Below are 25,584 nucleotides of genomic sequence, written 5' to 3'. Positions count from 1 at the left end.
GGTCGCGGATTATAACGATGGTTTGTTCACTGTGCCATCCGAAAAATCCTCCAGTTTCGTACGAAGGAAGCTCGCGGCAAAAAGCTCCGGCGGCAGGGGCAGGCTGACGATGTAGCCTTGCATCTGTTCACAGCCTTCGGCGGCGAGGAATGTTTGCTGTGCGGGGGTCTCCACGCCTTCGGCAATGATGGTGAATTGCATGCTGTGGCCCAGCGCGATGATGGCGCGCACGATGGCGACGTCGTGGGGATCGTCGGGCAGGCCTCGAACGAAGGATTGGTCGATCTTGAGGAAGTCCAGGGGCAGGCGCTTGAGGTAGCTGAGGGACGAGTAGCCAGTGCCAAAATCATCGATCGCAAGCTGGACGCCCAAGCGTTTGAGTTGATGCAGAACCCCCAGGGCTTCTTCGGCCTGGCTCATGATGAAGTTCTCGGTGATCTCCAATTGCAGGCAGCCAGGTTCAAGGCGGTAATCGCGCAGCAGTTGTTCGATGCGTGACAACAGGTTGGGGTGACGCAGCTGCGCGCCTGCGAGGTTGACCGACAGTGGCCCGAAATCGTCGAAAGCCTCTTGCCAGGCGTGCAACTGCCGACAGGCTTGTTCCAGCACCCAGTCGCCAATCTGCAGGATCGTGCCGTTCTCTTCGGCCAGGGCGATGAAGTGTTCGGGCGGGACGTCGCCCAAGGTCGGGTGATGCCAGCGGATCAGGGCTTCGGCGCCGATCAGCTCCTGGGTCAACAGGCTGCGCTTGGGTTGGTAATAGAGGCTCAGTTCTTCACGTTCGATGGCACGGCGCAGCTCGTGCTCCAGCGCTACGCGTTCATTGGCTTGGGCCGTCAAGTCGCGGGTATAGCTTTCGACACGGTTGCGGCCCTTGGCCTTGGAGCGATACATCGCAGCATCGGCGTTCTTGACCAGAGTGGCGACGTCGGTGCCATCCTGTGGGTAAAGGCTGGTGCCAATACTGGCGCTGATAAAAAACTCATGGTCACCGGCCTGGAATGGGGGTGTAAAGCAGTCGAGCAGTTTGTTCGCCAGATACTGGGCATCGCCGGCCTGCTGCAAGCCGGGCAGCAAGATGATGAATTCATCCCCGCCCAGGCGGGCAACGGTGTCGACGTCGCGCAGTTGCTGCTTGAGACGTACGGCGATGTCTTTGAGCAGCAGGTCGCCGACCGGGTGGCCGAGGCTGTCGTTGATGTGTTTGAAACGGTCCAGGTCAAGAAACAACACCGCGCCTTGCCTGCCGCTTTCCTGCTGGCCGTTAAGGGCGGCCTGCAGTCGATTTTCAAACAGGGTGCGGTTGGGCAGACCGGTCAGCGGGTCGTGGTGGGCCTGATAGTCCAGGCGTGCCTGGGCCAGCTTGAGGCTGGAGATGTCGGCAAACACGGCAACGAAGTGCGTGATCAATTGGTCGCGGTTACGCACGGCGCTGATGGTCAGCCAGCTTGGGTACACCTCGCCGTTCTTGCGGCGGTTGGAAATCTCTCCCTGCCAGTGTCCATGGGCCGTCAATTGGTGCCACATCGCCGCATAGAATGCGCTGTCATGCAGGCCCGAGGCGAGCAGGCGCGGGGTATGGCCGAGTGCTTCGATTTCGCTGTAGCCGGTGATCTCACTGAAGGCGCGATTGACGGCACTGATGTTCTGTCGTGTGTCGGTGATCAAAACGCCTTCAGCGGTGCTCTCGAATACCGTGGCGGCCTGTTGCAGTTTTTCCTGCATCTGCTGGCGTTCGGTGATGTCCCGGGCGATGGTCAGCATGCAGTCTTCGTCACCGATGGGCAGCGGGCGACTGGAGACTTCGCAGAGGCGAAGCTGGCCGTCGGCGCGACGGATATGGCAGATGAAATCACGCACGAAGCCGTCGCGCTGCATCAACTCCAGCATGTGCTTGCGTTCGTTGAGATCGACCCAGATACCCAGGTCCAGGGTTGATTGGTCGAGCGAAGAGGCGCTGGTGAAGCCGGTCAGATGGCTGAAACCTTCGTTCACCTCAATCAATAGGCCATCCCTTTGGCGACTCAGCAGCAAGCCGTCGGGGGACGCATGGAACGCCTTGGCGAATTTCTCTTCGGAGGTTTGCAGCTGCTGTTGGGTTTCCTTGAGCTGGGTGATATCGCGCACCACCACCACCAGAGCTTCGGTGGTGTCGAGTTGGAAAGGCTCAGCTGAGATCAGCCCCGTAAACGCTTGGCCGTTGCTGCGCAGAAAGGACATTTCCAGGTTGCGGATACTGGTGGTCTGTACCCGCTGCAGCAAATCCGGCCCGACGCCCTGAATGCGCCATATATTCAGATCTGAGGCGGCTTTGCCCACAACCTCGTCGGCGGTCAGGCCAATCTGGTCCTCGAATGCCTTGTTGACCTCCAGCAGGCAGCCATCGGATAGCCTGGCGATCACCAGAATGTCGGGGCATTGCTGGAACACCGACGCAAACTTCTGCTCGGACAGTTGCAGGGCTTCCTCCGTGCGCTTGGCTTCGCTGATATCGATCATCAGGCCGCGCAGCACTGGCTCATGTCCGTGTTCAATCAGGCTGACAATATCGCGCACCCACAAGCAACGGCCGTCCGCCGTGATGACCCGGTAATCGACGCTGTGATCACGATTGGCACGGGTTTCCCGGTAGCAATACGCTTCGGTGCGCGTGAGGTCGGCCGGGTGAATGATGTTGCGCCAGAAGCCCGGAATCAGCCAGTGGGCGCGCGGATAGCCGAGCAAATCTTCGGCATGGGGCGATACATAGCTGTAGGTGAAATCGCTGATGCTCGCTTCCCAGGCGATGGCGGACAAGCTCTCTACCAGGCCGCGATAGTGGTATTCGCTGCTGCGCAGTTCTTGTTCGAGGGCGACCCTGCGGGAGATTTCCGAACTGAGCCGGCGATTGATCCGAATGACCACCGCCAGCACGGTACTGAGCAACAATACAGCGGGCAGGCCGTACGTCAGCAGGTCGACCCAGAAGGTGCGGTGATCGGTGAAGCTGCCGACCCAATGTTGCTGGATCGCATCGGTTTCGGCTGAGCTAAGGTCGGCGAGGACTTTGTCCAGGATGCCCACCAGCATTTTCTGTTCCTGCGGGACGCCCATTGCCAATTGGTAGCGATAGGGCGTTTCGCCACTGACGTACAAGCCATCGAGCTTGAGTTGGCGCAGGCTCCAGACGCTGGACGCCAAGTCGCCGACGACGGCATCCACTTCATCGGTGGCCAGGGCTTGCAGCGTAGAACTGACGTTGGGCATCGCCACCAGATTCAGGTCCGGGTGGTGAGTGCGCAGCAATTCATGGGGCGCATAGTTTTCCACCACGGCAATTTTCAGCCCGTACAAACCCTTTAGGTTGCGTGGTTTCGCGCCGCCTTCATGGGCAAGGATGACGATGGGAAAGTCGAGGTAGGGGCGTGTAAAGGCCAGGTAGCTTTGGCGCTCCGGAGTGGACATGATGCCGGGTAGTAAGTCGAGCTGGTTGCTCCGGGCTTGTTCAAGTACAGCGGTCCAGTTTGCCGGTTCGATCAGCTTGATCCTGACACCCAGTCGGTCCTGGATCAGGCGCACATAGTCGGCAGCCAGGCCCTGGTAACGACCATTCTCATCACGGTATTCAAAGGGGGGCCAGGACGCGTCCACCCCAAGGCGAAGCTCCTGATGGTCCGCCAACCAGCTACGCTCATCCTCCGTGAGAGTCAACGCGCCAGCCGTTGCGGTCCAGGTCAGCAGCGACAGTAGCAACACGGTCGGCAATCTGGGCATAACGGTCTCGTTATGGCACGGGGAATAGTTCGAGTGTAGACGGGCATTTCAGGGGAGGGGTGTTGCGGGGAATTTTATCTGTGCAAAACAAAACCCCCGGCCTGGGCCGGGGGTTCTGGTATCACTCGTCGAGGAAGGAGCGCAGATGCTCGCTTCGCGTCGGGTGGCGCAACTTGCGCAGTGCCTTGGCTTCGATCTGACGGATCCGCTCGCGGGTCACGTCAAATTGCTTACCGACTTCCTCAAGGGTGTGGTCGGTATTCATGTCGATGCCGAAACGCATGCGCAGTACCTTGGCTTCACGGGCGGTGAGGCCGGACAGTACGTCACGAGTCGCTTCTTTCAGGCTCTCAACGGTGGCGACATCGATTGGCGACTGCATGGTCGAGTCTTCGATGAAGTCACCCAGATGGGAGTCTTCGTCATCACCAATCGGCGTTTCCATGGAGATCGGCTCTTTAGCGATCTTCAATACCTTGCGGATTTTATCCTCAGGCATTTCCATGCGTTCGCCCAGCTCTTCCGGGGTCGGTTCGCGACCCATTTCCTGCAACATCTGCCGGGAAATACGGTTGAGCTTGTTGATGGTCTCGATCATGTGCACCGGAATACGGATGGTGCGGGCCTGGTCGGCGATCGAGCGAGTGATCGCCTGACGAATCCACCAGGTTGCATAAGTCGAGAACTTGTAGCCGCGACGGTATTCGAACTTGTCTACCGCTTTCATCAAGCCGATGTTGCCTTCCTGGATCAGGTCCAGGAACTGCAGGCCACGGTTGGTGTACTTCTTGGCGATCGAGATCACCAGACGCAAGTTCGCTTCAACCATCTCTTTTTTCGCGCGGCGGGCCTTGGCCTCACCGATCGACATGCGACGGTTGATGTCCTTGATTTCAGCAATCGTCAGACCGGTTTCGGTCTCAAGCGCAGTCAGCTTCTGCTGGCAGCGGATGATATCGGGCTGCAGGCGGCCGATGGCTTCGGCGTATTTCGCCTTGCCCTTGGCCAGTGCGTCGGTCCAGCTTTCGTCAACTTCGTTGCCCGGGAACTGGCGCAGGAAGTCGGTACGCGGCATACGGGCATCACGCACGCACAGCTGCATGATTGCACGCTCTTGTGCACGCAGACGCTCAAGGGCGCTACGAACGCGCTCGACCAAACCTTCGAATTGCTTGGGCACCAGCTTGATCGGCATGAACAGCTCAGCCAGCGCCACCAGCTCGGCAATTGCCTGCTTGTTGGAGCGACCATGCTTCTTCAGGGCCTTGCGGGTGATTTCCATTTGATCGGAAACCGCACCGAAACGCTGGGCCGCGACGATTGGGTCCGGGCCGCTTTCGACTTCATCTTCGTCGTCGCTGCTGGCTTCGGCGTCGTCGTCTTCGGCGTCGTCATCCGCTTTCGCGGCTTTGGCGTCGACAGGCGGCGGTACTTCGGCGGCAGGCGGCGCAATGCCGTCGTCCGGGTCGATGTAACCGCTCAGGACGTCGGACAGGCGGCCACCTTCGGTGGTGACGCGGGTGTACTCGGAGAGAATGTGGTCAACCGTGCCTGGGAAGTGCGCAATTGCGCCCATCACTTCACGGATGCCCTCTTCGATACGCTTGGCGATTTCGATTTCGCCTTCGCGTGTCAGCAGCTCGACAGTACCCATTTCACGCATATACATGCGCACCGGGTCCGTCGTGCGGCCGATATCGGTCTCTACTGCAGCCAGCGCGGCAGCAGCTTCCTCAGCGGCGGCCTCGTCGGTATCAGCGTCGGCCAGCATAAGGGAATCCTTATCTGGCGCGACTTCGAATACGTTGATCCCCATGTCGTTAATCATGCGGATGATGTCTTCCACCTGCTCTGGATCTGAAATATCCTCAGGCAGGTGGTCGTTGACCTCCGCGTAAGTCAGGTAACCCTGCTCACGACCAAGTGTGATCAACTCTTTGATACGAGACTGCTGTTGCGCTTTTCCGGACATAACACCCTATCCACTGAAGGTCTTGGCGGGCAAAAAACAAGCCGAGGATTATACCCGAGCTATGACCTCACACGCCAGCTGAGGTCGGGTTTGATGCGTAAACATTCTGTTTTAAGAGGTCGCGCATCTGTTTTGCTATCTGAATCTGCTCTTCAGCCGACAATCCCGGCTGCCTTGCTCTCTTAATGAGCTCATCGAGGGTCTGAGTGTGTTGACCCGCAGATAACCTATTAATGGTGTCTAAAAACTGTTGTTCAAGGTTGTCGCCGTCAATTAGCCACTCCTTTTCCGCCAATGCTTTCAATAAACGGCCTTGTTCCGTGCCGTGCCAGCGAGCCATCAGCTGGATTGAGTTTAGCTTGGGATTTTTCTGCACCGCCTCGATCAGGGCAATCAGCACCTGGGCGTAGGTGTTGCTTTCGTTGGCAAAGTGGTCGGCGCTTTCAACCTTGCCGGCCAGTTGTGGGTGATGAATCAGCGTACGCAGCGCAATAAGCGTCGGGGCTTCCACTGCTACGGGTGTGCGTGGAGCGTAGGCTTCATCGCGATCACCGCGCTTGCCATTTTTGCTCCAGGGTTTCTTGTCCCATTTCTTGCCGCCGGCCCCGGGCTTTTTCGGCGTCCACTCCTGTTGGGGGGCAAAGGCCTCCTGAGGCTGGTGAAAGTCGGCATAGTCCGGCATGGCGTCGTAATCCATGCCTGGATCGTAGGCTGGCGGCGCATCTTGCGGTGCGCTATGCACCAGCTGGCTCACGGCTTCGCCACTCAAACCGGTAATTTCCAGCAGGCGCTGGCGCATCAGCGTGCGCAAATTGGCGCCTGGCACCTTGTCGATCAATGGCGCAGCGAGGGTGGCCATATGAGCCTTGCCTTCGAGCGAGCGCGGGTCGGCTTCTTCGGTCAATTGCTGGAAAAAATAATCCGCCAGCGGCTGCGCATGTTGATTGATGCGCGCACGGAACGCGTCGGTACCCTCCGAACGGACCAGGGTATCCGGGTCTTCGCCTTCGGGCAGGAACAGGAAGCGTGCGCGGCGCCCGTCCTGCAGGCTTGACAGTGTGGCCTCAAGCGCACGCCAGGCGGCGTTACGGCCGGCCTGGTCGCCGTCAAAGCAGAACAGCACGCTGGGCACAACGCGGAACAGGCGCTTCAAATGCTCTTCGCTGGTGGCGGTGCCCAGGGTTGCCACGGCGTTGCGCAGACCTTGCTGGGCCAGGGCGATCACGTCCATATAGCCTTCAACCACGATGATTTCGTCGAGGTTGCGGTTGTTCTTGCGCGCTTCGAACAGGCCGTAGAGTTCCTGGCCCTTGTGGAACACCGGGGTTTCCGGGGAGTTCAGGTACTTGGGCTTGTCGTCCCCGAGTACGCGGCCACCGAAGGCGATGATGCGGCCACGGCTGTCGCGGATCGGAAACATCACGCGGTCGCGGAAACGGTCATAACGCTTGCCGGTCTCGGCGTTTTCTATCAGCAGGCCGGCATCGATCATGGCCTTTTGCTGCAGGGTGTCGCTGCTCAGGTGTTTGTACAGGTTGTCCCAGCCGGGCGGCGCGAAACCTAGGCCGAAGTCGCGGGCGATTTCACCGGTGAGGCCGCGGCCCTTGAGGTAGTCAACGGCGGCCTTGCGCTGCGGATGGCTTTTAAGCGCCTGGCGATAGAAGTCGGCGGCCGCGGTCAGCAGCGGATACAGCGGCGAATCGGTAGGTTGCCGGGGTTTGTGCGGGCGGCCACTTTCTTCCCGGGGGATTTCCATGCCCGCGGCTTTTGCCAGATCCTCGACGGCCTGGGGAAAGTCCAGGTTGTCGTGGTCCATCAGGAAGCCGAGGGCGTTGCCGCCAGCGCCGCAACCGAAGCAATAATAGAACTGCTTGTCGGGGCTGACACTGAATGACGGCGTTTTTTCTTTATGGAACGGGCAGCAGGCGGTGTAGTTTTTGCCGGCTTTTTTCAGCTGTACGCGTGAGCTGACAACATCGACGATGTCGGTGCGGTTCAGAAGGTCGTCAATAAAGCTCTGGGGAATCAGCCCGGCCATGGCGTTCTCGTCATCACTGCGTGTAAATGAGGGCCCGTGAAGTGTTCAAGCGCACGTATGGAGTGCTTGATCATCATCGTCTGCATGGGTCTTCAGGAAGTGTATCTGCCGAATATTCACTGAGGGTAGTTTCTGATCAGTGTTCGGCATGGAAATGTTGCCCGGGCGTCCGGTCTTGGCCAATGGTGGGCCTCGGAAACGCATCGATGGGCACAGCCGATACAGTTGATCGTCTGCTTGAAGAATAGGTGTGCTCGTCAGTAGCCTTGTTAGGCTCGTCAGAAGAGACGTGCACCGCTGGCAAAAGAGCCAGCCCTGACGTGTGAAGCAGTGTCTCGGTCGCATGTGCGGCGTCGACGGTGAAGCATCAAGCGATATCCGCAAATGCCAACAGCCCGGCTGAGGGCCGGGCTTGGCAGAAGCTTGCTACGAACGTCTGTGTATTAGTACAGACGAACGGCGCGGCGCTGTTCGCGCTGAACTTTCTTGGCGTGACGCTTAACAGCGGCTGCTGCTTTACGCTTACGCTCAGAAGTTGGCTTCTCATAAAATTCGCGGCTACGAACTTCAGCCAGAACACCGGCTTTTTCGCAGGAGCGCTTGAAACGACGCAGAGCTACGTCGAAGGGTTCGTTCTCTTTTACTTTGACGGCTGGCATCCAGAGCTACCTTCTTTCATTACCGGGAATCAACGTTCTCGTCGCAAAAAATTCGCGGCTGAGGTCGTCGGTTTTTAAGGGTTGCGGATGTTAACCCCTCATTGGCCGGAATGCAAAGCCTCTGATCGAAAACCGCTAGTCGGGAGGGGGAGTGGCGACTATTATGCGCGCCTTCGAATTCAGCCTCTACAAGGCGCAAACCCATGCTAGTACTGGGACTTGAAACCTCCTGCGACGAAACCGGAGTCGCACTATACGACAGTGAACGCGGGCTTTTGGCCGATGCACTGTTCAGTCAGATCGACCTGCACCGCGCCTATGGCGGCGTGGTTCCGGAGCTGGCCAGCCGTGATCATGTCAAACGCATGCTGCCGTTGATTCGCCAGGTGCTGGATGAGGCCGGCTGTGTGCCGACCGAGATCGACGCCATCGCCTACACGGCAGGCCCCGGATTGGTCGGAGCCCTTCTGGTTGGGGCTTCTTGCGCCCAGGCGCTGGCCTTTGCCTGGGGTATTCCCGCCCTTGGCGTGCACCACATGGAAGGCCATTTGCTGGCGCCGATGTTGGAAAAAACACCTCCAGAGTTCCCGTTCGTCGCTTTGTTGGTGTCGGGTGGTCATACGCAGTTGGTTCAGGTCGATGGAATCGGCCAATACACGCTGTTGGGCGAGTCCCTGGATGATGCCGCCGGTGAAGCGTTCGACAAAACCGCGAAGATGATGGGGCTTAACTATCCTGGTGGTCCGGAAATCGCCCGTCTGGCCGAGAAAGGCGTCGCCGGGCGCTACGTTTTCCCGCGTCCGATGTGTGATCGGCCGGGGCTGATGTTCAGTTTCAGCGGTTTGAAAACGTCCGCGCTGAATACCTGGCAGCAGAGCGTCAGCGCCGGGGACGACGGTCAGCAAGCCCGTTGCGACATCGCACTGGCGTTCCAGCAGGCCGTGGTAGAGACTTTGACCATCAAGTGCAAGCGCGCCCTCAAGCAGGCAGGTATGAAGCGGCTGGTGATCGCAGGCGGCGTCAGCGCCAATAAGGCGTTGCGCAGTTCGCTTGAAAAAATGCTCGGCGACATGCAAGGCCATGTGTTCTACGCCCGCCCGGAATTCTGCACTGACAACGGCGCGATGATTGCCTACGCCGGCTGCCAGCGCTTGCAGGCCGGGCAGCATGAAAGCCTGGCGATCAGCGTGCAGGCGCGCTGGCCGATGGAGCAGTTGCCGCCGCTGTAGGGCTTACGTGAACCGGTTTCGCCCGGCGTATTTAAAAATGCCGTTCGCGCCCGGCAAACAGGTCGCGTAGATTGCCGCGGTGGCGCCAGACGATCAGCAGTGTCAGCACGCTCATCGGCAGTAACGCCTGCGGTGCCTGCCAGGCCAATAGCGGCAGGGTAAGCGGCGTGGCAATCAGCGCGGCCAACGAGCTGGTACGGGTCAGGTAGAACGTCAGCAGCCAGGCGAGCATGGCCAGCAATGCTGCCGGTGGGTAGATGCCCAGCAGCATCCCGGCCGCGGTGGCGACACCCTTGCCACCGCGAAAGCGGAAGTACAATGGGAACAGGTGACCGAGGACGGCGCATATGCCCACCCAGGCCTGCTGTTGCAAAGTAAGGCCGGCGAGACTGGCGATCAGCACGGGCAGAAGGCCCTTGCAAACGTCGCCCAGCAGGGTCAGGACGGCAAGTTTCTTGCCGGCCAGGCGCAACATATTGGTGGCGCCGGCATTGCCTGAACCACTCATTCGCGGATCGGGATTTCCCGTCAGGCGGCTGAGCAAAATGGCGAAGGACAGCGAGCCGAGCAGGTAGGCGAAAATCGCCAGTGACCAAAACATGCTAACTATTCCGGGCGAGGACGCCCTGATTCTAACGGGGCATCGCGCCCTTGTCGTGCTGCGGAGAAGAGTGCTTGGACAGAGTGTTTATCGAAGGCCTGGAAGTGGACACCGTGATCGGTGCCTACGACTGGGAGCGCGGCATCCGTCAATGCCTGCGCCTGGACCTGAGCTTTGCTTGGGATAATCGCCCGGCCGCCGCGGGTGATGACCTGACCCTGGCGCTGGACTACGCCAGTGTATCCGCGCGTATCCAGGCCTTTGCCGAGCATTCCCAGTATCAGTTGGTGGAAACCTTTGCCGAGCGCCTGGCCGAAGTGCTGATGAGCGAATTCCAGATTCCCTGGTTGCACCTCAAGTTGACCAAGCCAGGCGCGGTGCCCGCTGCCAAGGGCGTGGGCGTGGAGATCGAGCGCGGATGTCGTTGACTCAGGTTTACCTCGGGCTTGGCAGCAACATCGAGCGCGAGAGCCGTCTATGTGCCGGCCTGGATGCGCTGGCAGGGTTCCTGACGCAGATGCGCTGCTCGGCGGTGTTCGAGAGCCAGCCGGTGGGTATCAAGAGCGGGCCGTTTTTCAACCTGGTGGTGTCGGCCTATACCGACCTGCCGTTGATGGAGCTGGACCGTCGACTCAAACTCATCGAGGCCGATAATGGCCGGTATGCACCTGACCGCAAAGGGTTACCGCTGGATATCGATGTGCTGTTGTATGGCGACTTGGTGGGGGATTTTGATGGATTGATCCTGCCGCGAGCCGAAATTCTGAAAAATGCCTTTGTATTGTGGCCGCTGTCGATGATGGCGCCGGACCGTGTTCACCCTGAGGCGGGCAAGACAATGGCCGAGCTGTGGCGCGATGCGCAGATCGATCAGGTGCTGGCGCCTGTCGGCTTCGAGTGGCAAGGCCAGCAACTTACACCGGACACCCTCCTGTAGAAGCCGAGCTTGCCGTGGCGAGGGAGCTTGCTCCCGTTGGGCTGCGCAGCAGCCCCACTATTTTGGGAGCGCTTCGCACTCCAGCGAGAGCAAGCTCCTTCGCCACAAAGGCCGTTATTTCGGTGAAGGCTGTTCCTTGTAGGCTTTCAGCGCGTTCAGCCGTTCGCGCTTGAGCGCTTCTCCCAGCTCGGGGCCTTTGAAACCTTTTTCCAGCAGTGGTGCGACCGGTACTTCGCGTGCAGCCTTCGCCGCGCCGCGCAAATAATCCGCCTGTGGATAACTGCGCTGCTCAAGACCCTTGCGGCCCCGGGCATCCATTTCGCAGGCCATCACAAATTCTTCGAAGCGTTGCGGCCGGCGGTACACGTCAAAGCTTTGCAGCAACTCCAGCAAAGTCGAGGCTTTCAGCTCCAGCGCTCGATGCCCATGGGTATGAAATTGCCCCACCAGCAAGGCCAATTCCTGGCAATCCCTCGGTACCTTGAAGCGTTCGTTCACCGCCTTGATCAGCTTCAAGCCACGGTGCTCATGGGCAATATGCTGCGGCAACTTATCCACAGGCGTCAGGCCCTTGCCCAAATCGTGCAGCAGGCAGGCCCAGCGTACGGTCAGCGGCTGTTTGTACAATGCAGCTTGTTCCAGCACGCTCAAGGTGTGTACGCCAGTATCTATTTCCGGGTGATGGGCTTCGGGTTGCGGTACGCCGAACAGGGCATCTACCTCCGGCATCAGGGTTTTCAGCGCATCGCAGTCGCGTAGCACCTGGATGAAAACCTGTGGCTGATCCTCCATCAGTGCGCGGGAGATTTCTTTCCAGCTGCGCTCGGGGGTAAGGGCCTCCAGTTCGCCGGACTCACTGAGCTGGCGCATCAATTCCAGCGTCTCGGGTGCGACCTTGAAACCCAGGTGTGCATAACGTGCGGCAAAGCGGGCGACGCGCAGTACTCGCAGAGGATCTTCGGCGAACGCGGGGGAAACATGACGCAAAATGCGCGCTTCAAGATCGCGTTGGCCGTGATAAGGGTCGGTCAGGGTGCCGTCATCGTCTTCTGCCATGGCATTGATGGTCAGGTCGCGACGAATCAGGTCTTCCTCCAGCGTGACATCGGGGCTCGCGTGAAACACAAAACCACCGTAGCCTCGGCCACTCTTGCGTTCGGTGCGGGCGAGGGCGTACTCATCGCCGTTTTTCGGGTCGAGAAATACCGGGAAATCGGCCCCTACGGGCTTATAGCCTTTGGCGAGCATCTCTTCGGTCGTTGCACCTACGACGACACGGTCGATATCGGTGACCTTGATGCCCAGCAGGCGATCACGCACCGCACCGCCGACTTTGTAGATTTTCATGAAAAAGCCTCCATTAGCGGCACAGGATAACGCCTGTGCCTGAGCAATGGAGGCTTTGCTGTTTCAGAGATGAACGACGGCCATGTCCAAGCGGCCGTAGTCGTTGTCGTTATGATCGCTGCGCGGGGGCACATGATGGGTTTTCATCACCTGATCGCCTTGCAGGGTCTCCAGGTGGATGTCAAACCCCCACAGTCGGTGCAGGTGCTTGAGCACTTCCTCGGTGGAATCGCCCAACGGCTTACGGTCGTGTTGCTGATGACGCAGGGTGAGCGAACGGTCGCCGCGCACATCGATGCTGTAGATCTGCACGTTGGGCTCGCGGTTGCCCAGGTTGTATTGGGCGGCCAGGGTTTCGCGAATGATGCGGTAGCCGGGTTCATCATGGATAGCCGGGACCACAAGGTCGTCTTTCAGGTCGTCATCCAGAATGCTGAACAGCTTGAGGTCACGAATCACCTGAGGTGAGAGGTACTGCAGGATGAAACTCTCGTCCTTGAAGCTGCTCATGGCGAACTTGATGGTCGACAACCAGTCGCTGCCAGCGATCTCCGGGAACCAGCGACGATCCTCCTCGGTGGGGTGCTCGCACATGCGACGGATATCGCGGTACATGGCAAAGCCCAGGGCATAGGGGTTGATGCCGTTGTAATACGGGCTGTCGAAGCCGGGTTGGAAGACTACGCTGGTGTGGGACGTGAGGAACTCCATCATGAAGCCGTCCGTGACCAGGCCCTCGTCGTACAGGTCGTTCATCAGCGTGTAGTGCCAGAATGTTGCCCAGCCTTCGTTCATCACCTGTGTTTGACGCTGCGGATAAAAATACTGGGCGATCTTGCGCACGATACGCACAATCTCACGTTGCCAAGGCTCCAGCAGCGGGGCGTGTTTTTCCAGAAAATACAGGATGTTTTCCTGGGGTTCGGCGGGGAAGCGTGCATTGTCCTTGTCGTTGTTTTTGCCGGCGCGCTTGGGAATGGTGCGCCACAGGTCGTTGATCTGTTTCTGCAGGTGCTCCTCGCGTTCCTTCTGGCGCAGGCGCTCTTCCTCGGCTGAAATCGGATAGGGACGCTTGTAGCGGTCGACCCCGTAATTCATCAGTGCATGGCAGGAGTCCAACAGGTCTTCCACCGCATCAATGCCGTGTCGTTCTTCGCATTGCATGATGTACTGCTTGGCAAACACGAGGTAATCGATGATTGAGCTGGCGTCGGTCCAGGTTCGAAACAGGTAGTTGCCTTTGAAGAAACTGTTATGTCCATAGCAGGCATGAGCCACCACCAGCGCCTGCATGCAGATGGTGTTTTCTTCCATCAGATAGGCGATGCACGGGTCGGAGTTGATCACGATCTCGTAGGCCAGGCCCATCTGGCCTCGCGTATAGGACTTCTCGGTGCTGAGGAAGTGTTTGCCATAGGACCAGTGGTGATAACCCAGCGGCATGCCCACCGAGGCATAGGCATCCATCATTTGCTCAGCGGTGATCACTTCAATCTGGTTGGGGTAAGTGTCCAGGGCATAACCTGCCGCGATACGGCTGATTTCCCGGTCATAGGCCTGGATCAGTTCAAAGGTCCACTCGGAGCCAGTGGATAGGGGTTGGCGCTTGTTCTCTTTTTTGGCGGTCATGTCACTAACCTGCGCTGGAAGAGTTCACGGAAGACCGGATAGATATCGCCGGCCGAGACCAGTTGCTGTTGGGCGAACGTGTCGGCAAAGGCTTCGCCGATGCGCTCGTATTCGAACCACAGGGCCTGATGCTCACGGGGGGTGATTTCAACATAGGTGTAGTACTGCACGAACGGCATGATCTGGTTGATCAGAATGTCGCGGCAGATCGGCGAATCGTCGTTCCAATTGTCGCCATCCGAAGCTTGTGCAGCGTAGATGTTCCATTCGTTGGCAGGGTAGCGCTCGGCCATGATTTCCTGCATCAGCTTCAAGGCGCTGGATACGATGGTGCCGCCGGTTTCCCGCGAATAAAAAAACTCTTCTTCATCCACTTCCCGTGCGCTGGTGTGATGGCGAATGAAAACTACGTCAATCTTGTCGTAGTTCCGTTTCAGGAACAGGTACAGCAGGATGAAGAAACGCTTGGCGATGTCCTTGGTGGCCTGGGTCATGGAGCCGGAGACATCCATCAGGCAGAACATTACGGCCTTGGAGCTGGGGTTGGGTTGCTTGACCAGCAGGTTGTATTTCAAATCAAAGGTGTCGAGGAACGGCACGCGGTGAATGCGTGCGCTGAGTTTCTCGATTTCTGCCTCGATTTCCTGGATATCGCCGAAGTTGTCTGGTTCTTCACGCTTCAAACGCGCCAGCTCTTCCTTGGCCGCCTTCAGTTTTGCGCGGCTGCTGCCCGAGAGGGCGATGCGTCGTGCATGGGCTGAACGCAAGGTGCGGATGATGTTGATGCGCGAGGGGTTGCCTTCGTTGCTGATCCCGGCGCGTACAGTCTTGAACGTGTCGGTGCCGGTCAGGTTGCGCTTGACCAGGTTGGGTAGCTCCAGGTCTTCGAACATGAATTCGAGAAATTCCTCCTGGGTGATCTGGAACACGAATTCGTCCATGCCTTCGCCGGAATTACCGGCCTTGCCCGGACCTTTGCCGCCACCGCCGCCTTGTGGGCGCTGGATGTGTTCGCCGGTGGTGAATTCCTTGTTGCCGGGGTGCACGACGGTCTGTTTGCCGCCGCGCCCGTGGTGAAGCACGGGCTCGTCGATGTCCCGGCCGGGAATGCTGATTTGCTCGCCATGCTCCATGTCGGTAATGGAGCGGCGGCTGACGGCTTCTTCTACGGCCTTTTTGATGTGGTCACGGTAACGCCGCAGGAAACGCTGGCGGTTTACCGTGCTCTTGTTCTTGCCATTAAGGCGTCGGTCGATCACATAGCTCATGGGGAGCCCTCCGGGCAGCTTCACGTTACAAGCTTCAAGCCGCGAGCTGGAAGCTTAGAGACAAGCGGTCAGCCGCCAGGCCGGATGCCTGGCAGCGTTGGCTTGTCGCTGCCTTACTGCGATTTACGCACCCGCAAGTACCACTCGGAGAGCAGTCGTACCTGTTTGTCGGTGTAGCCGCGCTCGACCATTCGTGTGACGAAGTCGTTGTGTTTTTGCTGATCCTCCTTGCTGGCCTTGGCATTGAAGCTGATGACCGGCAGCAGATCCTCGGTGTTGGAGAACATTTTCTTTTCGATGACCACCCGCAGCTTCTCGTAGCTGAGCCAGGTGGGGTTCTTGCCATTGTTGTTGGCACGGGCGCGCAGTACGAAGTTGACGATTTCGTTGCGGAAATCCTTTGGATTGCTGATGCCGGCCGGTTTCTCGATCTTCTCAAGTTCTTCGTTGAGCGCCACGCGATTGAGGATTTCGCCGGTTTCCGGATCGCGGTACTCCTGGTCCTGAATCCAGAAGTCGGCGTACAGCACATAGCGGTCGAAGATGTTCTGACCGTACTCGCTGTAGGACTCCAGGTACGCGGTCTGGATTTCCTTGCCGATAAACTCGATGTAGCGCGGTGCCAGGTATTCCTTGAGGAAGCGCAGGTAGCGTTCGCGGGTTTCCGCCTGGAATTGCTCCTGTTCGATCTGCTGCTCCAGTACATACAGCAGATGCACCGGGTTGGCGGCGATCTCGTGGGGGTCGAAGTTGAAGACTTTGGACAGGATCTTGAACGCAAAGCGTGTCGACAGGCCATTCATGCCCTCATCGACGCCCGCTGTATCACGATACTCCTGGATCGACTTGGCTTTGGGATCGGTGTCCTTGAGGTTCTCGCCGTCATACACCCGCATTTTCGAATAGATATTCGAATTCTCCGGCTCCTTGAGGCGCGACAGTACGGTGAACTGGGCGAGCATCTTCAACGTGTCGGGTGCGCAGTGGGCCTTGGCCAGGGAGCTGTTGAACAGCAGCTTGTCGTAAATCTTGATCTCATCGCTGACCCGCAGGCAGTACGGCACCTTGACGATATAGATCCGGTCGATGAAGGCTTCGTTGTTCTTGTTGTTACGGAAGGTGTGCCATTCCGATTCATTGGAGTGGGCCAGCAGGATCCCGGTGAACGGAATCGCGCCCAGGCCTTCGGTGCTGTTGTAGTTGCCTTCCTGGGTAGCGGTGAGCAGTGGGTGGAGCACCTTTATCGGCGCCTTGAACATCTCCACGAACTCCATCAAGCCTTGGTTGGCCCGGCACAGCGCGCCCGAGTAGCTGTAGGCGTCAGCGTCGTTCTGTGGGAATTCTTCGAGTTTGCGGATATCGACCTTGCCCACCAGTGCCGAAATATCCTGGTTGTTTTCGTCGCCCGGTTCGGTCTTGGCTACGCCGATCTGGTTGAGGATCGACGGGTAGAGTTTCACTACGCGGAATTGGCTGATATCACCGCCGAACTCGGCCAGGCGCTTGGTGGCCCAAGGCGACATGATGGTGTTGAGGTAGCGCCGCGGGATACCGAAGTCTTCTTCGAGAATCGCGCCATCTTCCGTGGCGTTGAACAGGCCCAGGGGCGACTCGAAGACCGGCGAGCCCTTGATCGCGTAGAAGGGCACCTTCTCGATCAACTGCTTGAGCTTTTCCGCCAGGGACGACTTGCCGCCGCCGACTGGCCCGAGCAGGTAAAGGATCTGTTTCTTCTCTTCCAGGCCTTGGGCGGCATGGCGGAAGTAGGAGACGATCTGGTCGATGCATTCTTCCATGCCATGGAAGTCTTCAAAGGCCGGATAGCGGCGGATCACCTTGTTGGAGAATATTCGCGACAGGCGCGAATTGTTGGCGGTTTCCACCAGCTCCGGCTCGCCGATCGCCAATAGCAGGCGTTCGGCGGCAGAGGCATAGGTGCTGCGGTCTTGCTTGCACAGCTCGAGATACTCTTGAAGCGTGAGTTCTTCCTGCTGCGTGGACGCGAAGCGTTGTTGGAAGTGGCTAAAGATACTCATGACGTCGTCACCTCGCTCGATACGTGGAGCCGACGCCGGATCAATCAGCGGATGCTGGCAGTCATTGACGTACGCCAATGGCTGTTTTCCCCCCAGAACACCCTGAAACGCTACCGATGACCCGTACGCCGGTGTACCGGCTCTCCCCTGATTCGGATGGCCTGCGCTTAAGGATAGTTCGGAATCCGGGAGGTCAAGGCGCGATGCGCAATTAGTTTGGCTGCGCCGTTCGTCAGAAACGGCGCAAGCCCAAGCGTCACGCGGGGTAGCGGGGTGTGAAAAAAATTATTGCGAATCGCCTTCGGAAATTTCCGAAGGGTAGGTCCCACGCCACAGCTCAAAGCCGCCGTCCAGGCTATAGACGTCGGAGAAGCCCTGGCTGACCAGGTAAGCGGCCGCGCTCTGGCTGGAATTGCCGTGGTAGCAGGCTACGATCAGCGGCGCATCGAGGTCGGCGGCGCGGATGAAGTCGGCGATGTTGACGTTGTCCAGATGCTTGGCGCCGGGGATATGAGCTGCCGCATAGGTAGGCTGGTCGCGGATATCGACGACCACCGCGCCTTGCTCGCGCAGCGCTTGGGCTTCTTGGGGAGGGATACGTTTGAATTCGGTCATGGCGGGCTCCTATGGTTTGGCGGCGGCCGGCTGGGTAATGGAAAGAGGGGGTTCACACTGGCAGCCGAAGCGCTCGCCGGTGTCGATGTTCATCAGGGTCATGGCGCCGCCCCATACGCAGCCGGTGTCGAGGGCGAACACGCCGGGTTCGTCGCATTTGCCTTCCAGGGCGGCCCAGTGACCAAAGATGATCTTCGTATCACGGGTCTTGCGCTCCTTATGGGCGAACCATGGCTTGTAGCCGGGTAGCGCGGTGTCGGCGCCTTCCTTGCTCTTGAGGTCCAGCTTGCCTTCAGCGGTGCAGAAGCGCATCCGCGTAAAGTAGTTGGTGATCACGCGCAGGCGGGTTACGCCCGTGAGGTCGTTGTCCCACTTCACCGGTTCGTTGCCGTACATGCCGTCCAGGTAGGTGGTGTACAGGGTGTCATCGGCCAGTGCACTTTGGACTTCAGCGGCGCATTTGAGGGCTTTTTTCAGCGTCCACTGAGGTGGGATGCCTGCATGCACCAAGGCCATGTTGCGGCCCTCATCGTAGTGCATGAGTTTTTGCCGGCGCAGCCAGTCGAGCAACTCGGCGCGGTCCGGCGCTTCGAGGATTTCGCGCAGGGTGTCGCCCTTTTTCAGGCGCTCGATGTTATTGCCGGCCGCGAGCAGGTGCAGGTCGTGGTTGCCGAGTACGCATACCAGCGAGTCACGCAGGCTATAGAGATAGCGCAGGGTCTCCAGGGAGTGGGGGCCTCGGTTGACGAGGTCGCCCACCAGCCACAGGCGATCGCTTGCGGGGTCAAAGGCTACGCGCTCGAGCAGGCACTTGAGAGGTTCCAGGCAACCTTGCAGGTCGCCGACCGCGTACGTCGCCATCAGTGCAGGGCTCCGGGCACCGCGAGGCGGAAGGGCTTGATCGTTGCGTCGAACAAATGACCGTCGGTAGCTTTCATCTGATACGAGCCCTGCATGGTGCCGACCTTGGAGGTCATCACCGTGCCGCTGCTGTAGGTGTGGCTGGCGCCGCTGTTGATCAAGGGTTGCTGGCCGACAACGCCTGCTCCACGCACTTCCTCGACCTGGCCGTCGCCATCGGTAATGACCCAGTGGCGCGACAGCAGCTTGGCCGGGACCAACCCGTTGTTTTTTACGGTGACGGTGTAGGCAAAGGCAAAGCGGTTCTGTTCGGGTTGCGATTGGTCCGCCAGGAAGCGGGTGACGACGCTGACGTCGATCTGATAGCGAGGATCGGACATGCAAGAGGCCTTAAAAGCAGGGGACAGCAGATGCGGGTCAGTCTAGGCCATGAGGTGGGCACTAGGCCAGATACGTGATCCAAATGTGGGAGGGGGCTTGCTCCCGATAGCGGTGTGTCAGTTGAAAATGTATCCACTGATACTCCCCTGTCGGGAGCAAGCCCCCTCCCACATTGGATCGCGTTGAGCCTTATCCTTCTGTCGGAGCTGGCTGAATCGCCAGTTGGTCAGCCAGGCGTACGAACGCGGCCAAGTCCAGCTGTTCGGGGCGCAGGCTGCCATCGACACCGGCAGCTTCGATTTCAGCGTTGCTCAGCAGGGCCTTGAGCGTGTTGCGCAGCGTCTTGCGGCGTTGGTTGAACGCTTCACGCACAACGCGCTCCAGCAGCTTGTGATCCTTGGCTGGGTGGGGCAGCACGGCATGCGGCACCAGGCGTACGATGGCTGAATCAACCTTCGGCGGCGGGTTGAACGCGCCCGGGCCGACGTTGAACAGGTGCTCCACGCGGCAATGATACTGGACCATGATCGACAAACGGCCCCAATCACCACCGCCAGGGCCTGCGGCCAGGCGCTCCACCACTTCCTTCTGCAGCATGAAGTGCATGTCGCGGATGATCCCGGCGTTGTTCAGCAGGTGGAAAATCAGCGGTGTGGAGATGTTGTACGGCAGGTTGCCCACCACCCGCAGGCTATTGGGGGCGGCATTCAGGCTATTGAAGTCGAACTTCAGCGCATCGCCCTGGTGCAGGTTGAAGTTGGGCTTGCCAGCGAACTGCTGGTTCAGGATCGGGATCAGGTCCTTGTCCAGTTCCACCACGTCCAGCTGCCCGCCGCTCGCCAGCAGGCCTTGGGTCAGCGCGCCCTGGCCCGGGCCGATTTCCAGCAGGCGGTCTTCTGGCTTGGCGTGGATGGAGCGCAGGATGCGATCGATGACACCCGCGTCGTGCAGGAAGTTTTGCCCGAAGCGCTTGCGCGCCCGGTGTTGGTAATGCTCAGTCATATACGGGTCTCGGCCATCTGATAGGCGGTTTCCAGGGCTACGTGCAGGCTGCCGGTATCGATCTTGCCGCTGCCCGCCAGGTCCAGGGCTGTGCCATGGTCGACGGAGGTGCGGATGATCGGCAGGCCCAGTGTCACGTTGACTGCAGCGCCGAAGCCTTTGTACTTCAGCACGGGCAGCCCCTGGTCGTGGTACATCGCCAGCACTGCGTCGCAGTGCTCCAGATATTTGGGGGTAAACAGAGTGTCTGCAGGCAATGGGCCACGCAGGTCCATGCCTTCTTGGCGCAGGCGCTCTAATGTCGGTTCAATGATGTCGATTTCTTCATGGCCCAAGTGGCCGCCTTCACCGGCATGGGGGTTTAGCCCGCAGACCAGGATACGCGGTCGGGCAATGCCGAATTTGTGTTGCAGGTCGTCATGCAGGATGCGCGTGACGCGCTCTATGCGCTCGGCGGTGATGGCGTCGGCAATATCGCGCAGTGGCAGATGTGTGGTCACCAGCGCAACACGCAGGCCACGGGTCGCCAGCATCATCACGACCTGTTCGGTATGGGTCAGCTCGGCGAGGAATTCGGTATGGCCGGAAAACGCGATGCCGGATTCGTTGATCACGCCTTTATGCACGGGCGCGGTGATCATGCCGGCAAAGTCGCCGTCGATGCAGCCTTGCCCGGCGCGTGTCAGGGTTTCCAGCACAAAGGCTGCATTGGCCTTGTTCAGTTGCCCGGCGACCACCTTGGCCTGTAAAGGGGTGTCCCATACATACAGGCTGCCGGCCGGGGCGGGCAGGTCCGGCCAATTGCCCGGTGCCACTTCCAGCAAGTTGACAGCCACGCCCAACTGCGCGGCCCGCTCAAGGAGCAGGTCGCGGCTGGTAATGGCAATCAGGGGGTGTGGCTGAGGTTGCGAGGCGAGCAGCAGGCACAGGTCTGGACCAATGCCGGCCGGCTCGCCGGGTGTCACCGCGAAACGCTGGGGTTTCACTGGGTTGCCTGGTCGGTGCCTGTTTGCTCGGCGCCTGGCAGCTTGTTCTCTACGTAGGCTTCGTCACGGATCTGACGCAACCAGGTTTGCAGCTCTTCGTCGTATTTGCGGTTACGCAGCACGGTCAGGGCTTGCTGCTCGCGGGCCTGGTTGGTGTTGTCGGTGGCGCGACGGCCAAGGACTTCCAGGACATGCCAGCCGTATTGAGTCTTGAACGGCTTGGACAATACGCCTTGCGGTGTGTCGGCCATGACCTGTTGGAACTCGGGCACCAGGGCTTTCGGGTCGATCCAGTTCAAGTCGCCGCCGTTAAGGGCAGAACCAGGGTCTTCCGAGAAACTTTTGGCCAGGGTGGCGAAGTCTTCACCGCTTTCGATGCGGTCGTAGATCTTCTGCGCCAGTTCCTTGGTTTGTGCCTCGGTACGGATTTCGCTTGGTTTGACCAGGATGTGACGAACGTGTACTTCGTCTTTCAGCGAGGTCTCGCCGCCGCGCTTGCCCAGCAGCTTGAGGATAATGAAGCCACCTGGGGTACGTGCCGGTTGGGTGATGCCGCCGACTTCCATGGAGCTCAGCTCGCGATCGAACGGAGGCGGCAGCTGTGCGGCTTTACGCCAGCCCATGTCACCGCCGTCCAGTGCGTTATCGCTGCCGGAGACGGCAATGGCGGTCTGGGCAAAGTCAGCACCGGCTTTCAGGCGGTCGTACACCGCTTGGGTCTTGGCCGCAGCGGCATTCAGTTGCTCGGAGTTGGCGGCGTCAGGGGTAGGAATAAGAATATTGGCCAGGTGCAGTTCTTCGGAGAGCTGCATCTTGCCAAGGTCCGAGGCCAGGAAGTTCTTCACTTCCTGCTCCGATACCTGGACCCGTTCGGCCACACGGCGCTGGCGCACACGGCTGATGATCATCTCGCGCTTGATCTGGTCGCGGGCGTCCTCATAGGACAAGCCATCGTGAGCCAGGGCGGCGCGGAACTGATCAATGCTCATGTTGTTGCGTTGAGCAATGGTGCCGACGGCCTGGTTCAGCTCTTCGTCCGAAATCCGGATGCCGGAACGTTCGCCGATCTGCAACTGCAGGTTTTCGACGATCAGACGCTCCAGTACCTGGGGTTCCAGGACGCTGGTCGGCGGCACACCACCGCCACGCTTGGCGATGGTTTGCTGAACTTCCTTGACCCGTTGGTCCAGCTGGCTCTGCATGATCACGTCGTTGTCGACGATGGCCGCTACTTTATCCAGCTGTTGAACCGCGGCGTGTGCCGAAACAGTACCCAGGAACAGCGCGCCCAGCACTAGCGGGCGCAAACACTCAGAAAGCTTTGTCTTCACGTTCACGATAACCTTCAATGCCTTTGTCGAGGAAGCTCTCTACCTTGGCGCCGGTCAGGCCGCCGAGTCCTTTAAGGACGATCTGGAAGAAGAGCCCGTGGTCACCCTTTTCGTTAAGCGGGGCGATCTGGCTGTATTCGTCGTTGGAAACCCAATAGCGATTGATGACGCGCAGTTTCCAGCAGCAGTTGTCGTACTCGAAACCACCGAAGGCTTCCAGGGTGCGGTTGCGGGCATAGTCATACTGCCAGCGGGTGATCAGGTTCCACTGAGGAATGATCGGCCACATCATCGAGAAGTCGTGTTGCTGGATTTTGTAGTAATCCTTCACGTAGTTCGGATCACTTGGTTGGCCGTAATCACCACCAAACTGCCATTTGCCGGTCAGCTGGTTGTAGACCACCTGGTCGTTGCGATAGCGATAGCCGAGGTTGACGACCTTGTTCGGGTTGTCTTCCGGCTGGTAGTGGAACATCGCGCTGCCCGAACGAGGGGCGTGGCTTTCCGGGTCCCAGTTGTAGTCGGCTGTTGCACGCCAATCGCGGTTGAAGCGGAACGCGTATTCCAGAGCGATAGGCGAGACGTTTGAGCGTGCATCGTCGCGATCAGCGGCCAATACACCCGGCAGTTGGACTTCGCGATCCTTGAAGTACACAGCCTGACCGACGGAAACACGCTGGCGTTCAAAGCCGTTTTCTTCGATCCAGCGGCTGGTTACGCCCAGGGAAAGCTTATTCTCATCACCGATCCTGTCTGAACCGCTGAAACGATTATCGCGGAACAGGGAGGAGTAGCTGAACGAGTACTCACCTGTATCGAAGACCGGGATATCGCTTTGATCTTTGTTTGGTACGTAAAGATAGAAGGCGCGAGGCTCAAGGGTCTGGTTGTAGTCCTTGCCGAACCAATTGGTGGTGCGGTCAAAGTAGAGGCCGCTGTCGATGCTGGCGATCGGGACTGCACGATCTTGTGAACTTTTGAACACGCCGCCGGCATAAGGGGCTGCGCCAGGCTGAGCAGCAGCCTGCTGCGCGCGGACAATGTCACCCTTGCCTATGCTATCGAGGTCAAGATCATATTTGGTATAGACGTACTTGAGTTTCGGCGTAATGAAGCCATAGCTCCAGTTCATTGGGTACTCGACAGCGGGAGCTACGTTCAAGCGTGTTCCGTTTGCACGGGTCAGGCCGTTTACGTAGGTATCCAGGCGTCGTTCACCGATGGTGCCATCTTCGTTGAACGGCCCGCCGTCTTCATTGACCACATTACCCTTTCGAAGGTCTCGGTCAAATCTTACGGCTTCAGTCTCGTAGGAGAAGTTGAGCCCACCCGGGTGATACGGCAGTTGACCATTGAAGGTGATCTGCGGCAAACGGTCATACGGAGTGATCTGCGAAATCGTCGCCAATTGATACGACTGCAGATTCACGCGAGCTTGATAGCTGTCACCACGGTAGGTCACCGAGCCTTGCTGATTCAGGTAGTCCTGGCTCTCAACGCCTTCCTGATACGACTTCAAGTCCTGGAAGTAGAAAGGATCACTGATCTTGGTGTAATCGACCTGAGTCGTCAGACGCGAATCCAACCCACCCTTATGCTGCCAATTGAGCATATAACGGGTTTTTTCGTAATCGGTCTGCTTCTTCCGCTCGTCGCTATCATCATTGAGATACGCCCCACCAAACTGGCCTTCACTCGACTTGGTCAGGTAGCGGAATTCGCCCTCCATCAACAAGCCGCGCTTGGTCATGTATTGCGGGTACAACGTGGCATCGTAGTTCGGTGCCAGGTTGAAGTAGTACGGCGTTACCAGCGTAAAGCCAGTCTCGCTGCCGGTGCTGAAGCTCGGCGGCAGGAAGCCGGATTGACGACGGTCGTCGATCGGGAAGTAGATGTACGGGGTGTACAGGATCGGGATGTTCTTGACCCGCAACGTCGCGTTGGTGGCCGTACCGAAACCGGTGGCCGGGTTCAACGTGATGTTGTTGCCCTTGAGCTGCCAGGCGTTGCTGTCCGGCTCGCAGGTGGTGTACGTACCGTCCTTGAGACGGATGATCGCGTTCTCGGCACGCTTGGCGTACAGGGCGTTACCGCGAATGCGCGACTTGTGCATCACGTATTCGGCGTTGTCGATCTGGGCGGCGCCGGTGTCTAGCTGGACCTGGGCATGGTCGCCCACGATCAGCGCGCCGTTGTCGCGCAGTCGCACCTTGCCGTTCAGCTCGCCACGGTTCTCGGCCTGGTACAGGCTGGCTTCGTCCGCTTCAAGCTGCATGCTGCCCTGGCGCATGACCACGTCACCGGCCAGGGTGGCGACCTGCTGTTCCTGCTCGTAGCGCGAGGCCTTGGCACCGATGAAGGTCGGCGCATCGCTCTTGTCCGTCTTGTCGTTCATGCCAGGACGAGTCGGCTCGATGTAGGCGCCGCCGCAGTAAGGGCCGGTCTCGGCCAGTTGCGCTGCAGTCAGCTTGTCGCGAGGCACCCAGTCCAGGTGGCTGTAGTCGGCGCTGCGCGAGCGCAGGCCACGGCCCTTGGATTCGGTGACCAGCACGGTCTTGGGCTCGGCGTCGACGCTGCCGCCAGCCTTGCCTTGCGGCGTGCCGTTGGCCGAGCTGACGGCAGAACCGTCATGCACCGGGCGCGGTGGCAATGGGGCTGCGGCGGTCTTCGGCGCGCAATCCCAGGCACCCGAAGCAGAGACTGAGCAGTCATACTGTTCCGCGGCGACCACGAATGAGGTGGCGAAAGGTTGCAAGGCCAGCAGACTGCCGGTTACCAGCAACGGAAATTTTCTACGAAACGCGGGGGATTTCAATGCCATCTTATTAGTCCGGGCTTCCTGCGTGCCATCTGCCCGCGGTTTGGGCCGCACGCCTCTCGATGGTCTGAAAAAGATGCGTGATAATAAAGCATGCCCCGCTTGACGGCTAGCGCCGTCG

Annotated in this window: 19 protein-coding genes; 3 read left to right on the top strand and 16 right to left on the bottom strand. The window is 59.1% G+C overall.

Translation table 11 applies throughout. From position 1 onward, the window contains the following. Positions 1-9: 9 nt before the first annotated feature. The 4 genes from LJX92_RS24355 to rpsU all read right to left on the bottom strand — a co-directional run bounded on the left by LJX92_RS24355 (position 10) and on the right by rpsU (position 8,422). A complete protein-coding gene (locus LJX92_RS24355; protein ID WP_032879171.1) occupies positions 10-3,753 on the bottom strand; it encodes a bifunctional diguanylate cyclase/phosphodiesterase in 3,744 nt (1,247 codons plus the stop codon). Between the two features lie 121 nt (positions 3,754-3,874). After that, positions 3,875-5,725: an RNA polymerase sigma factor RpoD gene (gene rpoD / locus LJX92_RS24350; protein ID WP_005792068.1), complete on the bottom strand. Its 1,851-nt coding sequence runs from the start codon at positions 5,723-5,725 to the stop codon at positions 3,875-3,877. A gap of 67 nt (positions 5,726-5,792) precedes the next feature. Continuing rightward, a complete protein-coding gene (gene dnaG / locus LJX92_RS24345; protein WP_005792066.1) occupies positions 5,793-7,763 on the bottom strand; it encodes a DNA primase in 1,971 nt (656 codons plus the stop codon). A gap of 443 nt (positions 7,764-8,206) precedes the next feature. After that, positions 8,207-8,422, bottom strand: coding sequence for a 30S ribosomal protein S21 (rpsU, locus tag LJX92_RS24340; protein WP_002551877.1), 216 nt, complete (start codon positions 8,420-8,422; stop codon positions 8,207-8,209). Positions 8,423-8,625: 203 nt separating this feature from the next. On the opposite strand from rpsU, the gene tsaD reads away from it, so the two are divergent. Further along, the gene (tsaD, locus tag LJX92_RS24335; RefSeq protein WP_005792063.1) at positions 8,626-9,651 is read left to right on the top strand and encodes a tRNA (adenosine(37)-N6)-threonylcarbamoyltransferase complex transferase subunit TsaD; all 1,026 of its coding nucleotides are present in this window, start codon (positions 8,626-8,628) and stop codon (positions 9,649-9,651) included. A 31-nt stretch (positions 9,652-9,682) separates the two neighbouring features. On the opposite strand, the gene plsY is transcribed toward tsaD, so the two are convergent. After that, on the bottom strand, positions 9,683-10,252 hold the full coding sequence (gene plsY, locus LJX92_RS24330; protein WP_005792062.1) for a glycerol-3-phosphate 1-O-acyltransferase PlsY: 570 nt from the start codon (positions 10,250-10,252) through the stop codon (positions 9,683-9,685). Between the two features lie 74 nt (positions 10,253-10,326). On the opposite strand from plsY, the gene folB reads away from it, so the two are divergent. Together folB and folK are read left to right on the top strand one after the other, a co-directional pair. Beyond that, positions 10,327-10,680: a dihydroneopterin aldolase gene (folB, locus tag LJX92_RS24325; protein ID WP_032879173.1), complete on the top strand. Its 354-nt coding sequence runs from the start codon at positions 10,327-10,329 to the stop codon at positions 10,678-10,680. Next, the gene (gene folK, locus LJX92_RS24320) at positions 10,671-11,189 is read left to right on the top strand and encodes a 2-amino-4-hydroxy-6-hydroxymethyldihydropteridine diphosphokinase (RefSeq protein ID WP_032879174.1); all 519 of its coding nucleotides are present in this window, start codon (positions 10,671-10,673) and stop codon (positions 11,187-11,189) included. Before folB ends, folK begins: the two co-directional genes overlap by 10 nt. Before the next feature lie 114 nt (positions 11,190-11,303). Here the strand turns inward: folK and LJX92_RS24315 are convergent, their stop codons facing one another. The 11 genes from LJX92_RS24315 to LJX92_RS24265 all read right to left on the bottom strand — a co-directional run bounded on the left by LJX92_RS24315 (position 11,304) and on the right by LJX92_RS24265 (position 25,466). After that, positions 11,304-12,536 carry a multifunctional CCA addition/repair protein gene (locus LJX92_RS24315; RefSeq protein WP_228309043.1) on the bottom strand — a complete coding sequence of 411 codons (1,233 nt, stop codon included), beginning with the start codon at positions 12,534-12,536 and terminating at the stop codon, positions 11,304-11,306. Between the two features lie 63 nt (positions 12,537-12,599). Further along, positions 12,600-14,165, bottom strand: a complete 1,566-nt coding sequence (locus LJX92_RS24310) for a SpoVR family protein (RefSeq protein WP_005792056.1) — start codon at positions 14,163-14,165, stop codon at positions 12,600-12,602. Further along, complete coding sequence (locus LJX92_RS24305) at positions 14,162-15,433, bottom strand: YeaH/YhbH family protein (protein WP_032879178.1); 1,272 nt, start codon at positions 15,431-15,433, stop codon at positions 14,162-14,164. The genes LJX92_RS24310 and LJX92_RS24305 overlap by 4 nt, the downstream gene beginning before the upstream one ends. A gap of 113 nt (positions 15,434-15,546) precedes the next feature. Next, the gene (locus LJX92_RS24300; protein WP_003194732.1) at positions 15,547-17,469 is read right to left on the bottom strand and encodes a PrkA family serine protein kinase; all 1,923 of its coding nucleotides are present in this window, start codon (positions 17,467-17,469) and stop codon (positions 15,547-15,549) included. A 285-nt stretch (positions 17,470-17,754) separates the two neighbouring features. Continuing rightward, positions 17,755-18,084, bottom strand: coding sequence for a thiosulfate sulfurtransferase GlpE (gene glpE, locus LJX92_RS24295; protein ID WP_032879179.1), 330 nt, complete (start codon positions 18,082-18,084; stop codon positions 17,755-17,757). Positions 18,085-18,093: 9 nt separating this feature from the next. After that, entirely contained in the window at positions 18,094-18,945 is an 852-nt protein-coding gene (locus LJX92_RS24290) for a symmetrical bis(5'-nucleosyl)-tetraphosphatase (RefSeq protein ID WP_078822480.1), read from the bottom strand. Continuing rightward, entirely contained in the window at positions 18,945-19,325 is a 381-nt protein-coding gene (gene apaG, locus LJX92_RS24285; protein ID WP_032879182.1) for a Co2+/Mg2+ efflux protein ApaG, read from the bottom strand. The genes LJX92_RS24290 and apaG overlap by 1 nt, the downstream gene beginning before the upstream one ends. Before the next feature lie 190 nt (positions 19,326-19,515). Beyond that, the gene (gene rsmA / locus LJX92_RS24280; RefSeq protein ID WP_005792048.1) at positions 19,516-20,328 is read right to left on the bottom strand and encodes a 16S rRNA (adenine(1518)-N(6)/adenine(1519)-N(6))-dimethyltransferase RsmA; all 813 of its coding nucleotides are present in this window, start codon (positions 20,326-20,328) and stop codon (positions 19,516-19,518) included. Further along, entirely contained in the window at positions 20,325-21,314 is a 990-nt protein-coding gene (gene pdxA / locus LJX92_RS24275) for a 4-hydroxythreonine-4-phosphate dehydrogenase PdxA (protein ID WP_078822479.1), read from the bottom strand. Before pdxA ends, rsmA begins: the two co-directional genes overlap by 4 nt. Further along, complete coding sequence (locus LJX92_RS24270; RefSeq protein ID WP_143508490.1) at positions 21,311-22,645, bottom strand: peptidylprolyl isomerase; 1,335 nt, start codon at positions 22,643-22,645, stop codon at positions 21,311-21,313. The genes pdxA and LJX92_RS24270 overlap by 4 nt, the downstream gene beginning before the upstream one ends. Next, entirely contained in the window at positions 22,626-25,466 is a 2,841-nt protein-coding gene (locus LJX92_RS24265; RefSeq protein WP_228309042.1) for an LPS-assembly protein LptD, read from the bottom strand. The genes LJX92_RS24270 and LJX92_RS24265 overlap by 20 nt, the downstream gene beginning before the upstream one ends. Between the last annotated feature and the right edge of the window lie 118 nt (positions 25,467-25,584).

Source organism: Pseudomonas sp. HN8-3 (assembly GCF_020790195.1).
In the GTDB taxonomy this organism is placed as follows: domain Bacteria; phylum Pseudomonadota; class Gammaproteobacteria; order Pseudomonadales; family Pseudomonadaceae; genus Aquipseudomonas; species Aquipseudomonas synxantha_A.
This window is presented reverse-complemented; position numbering and strand designations above follow the sequence as displayed.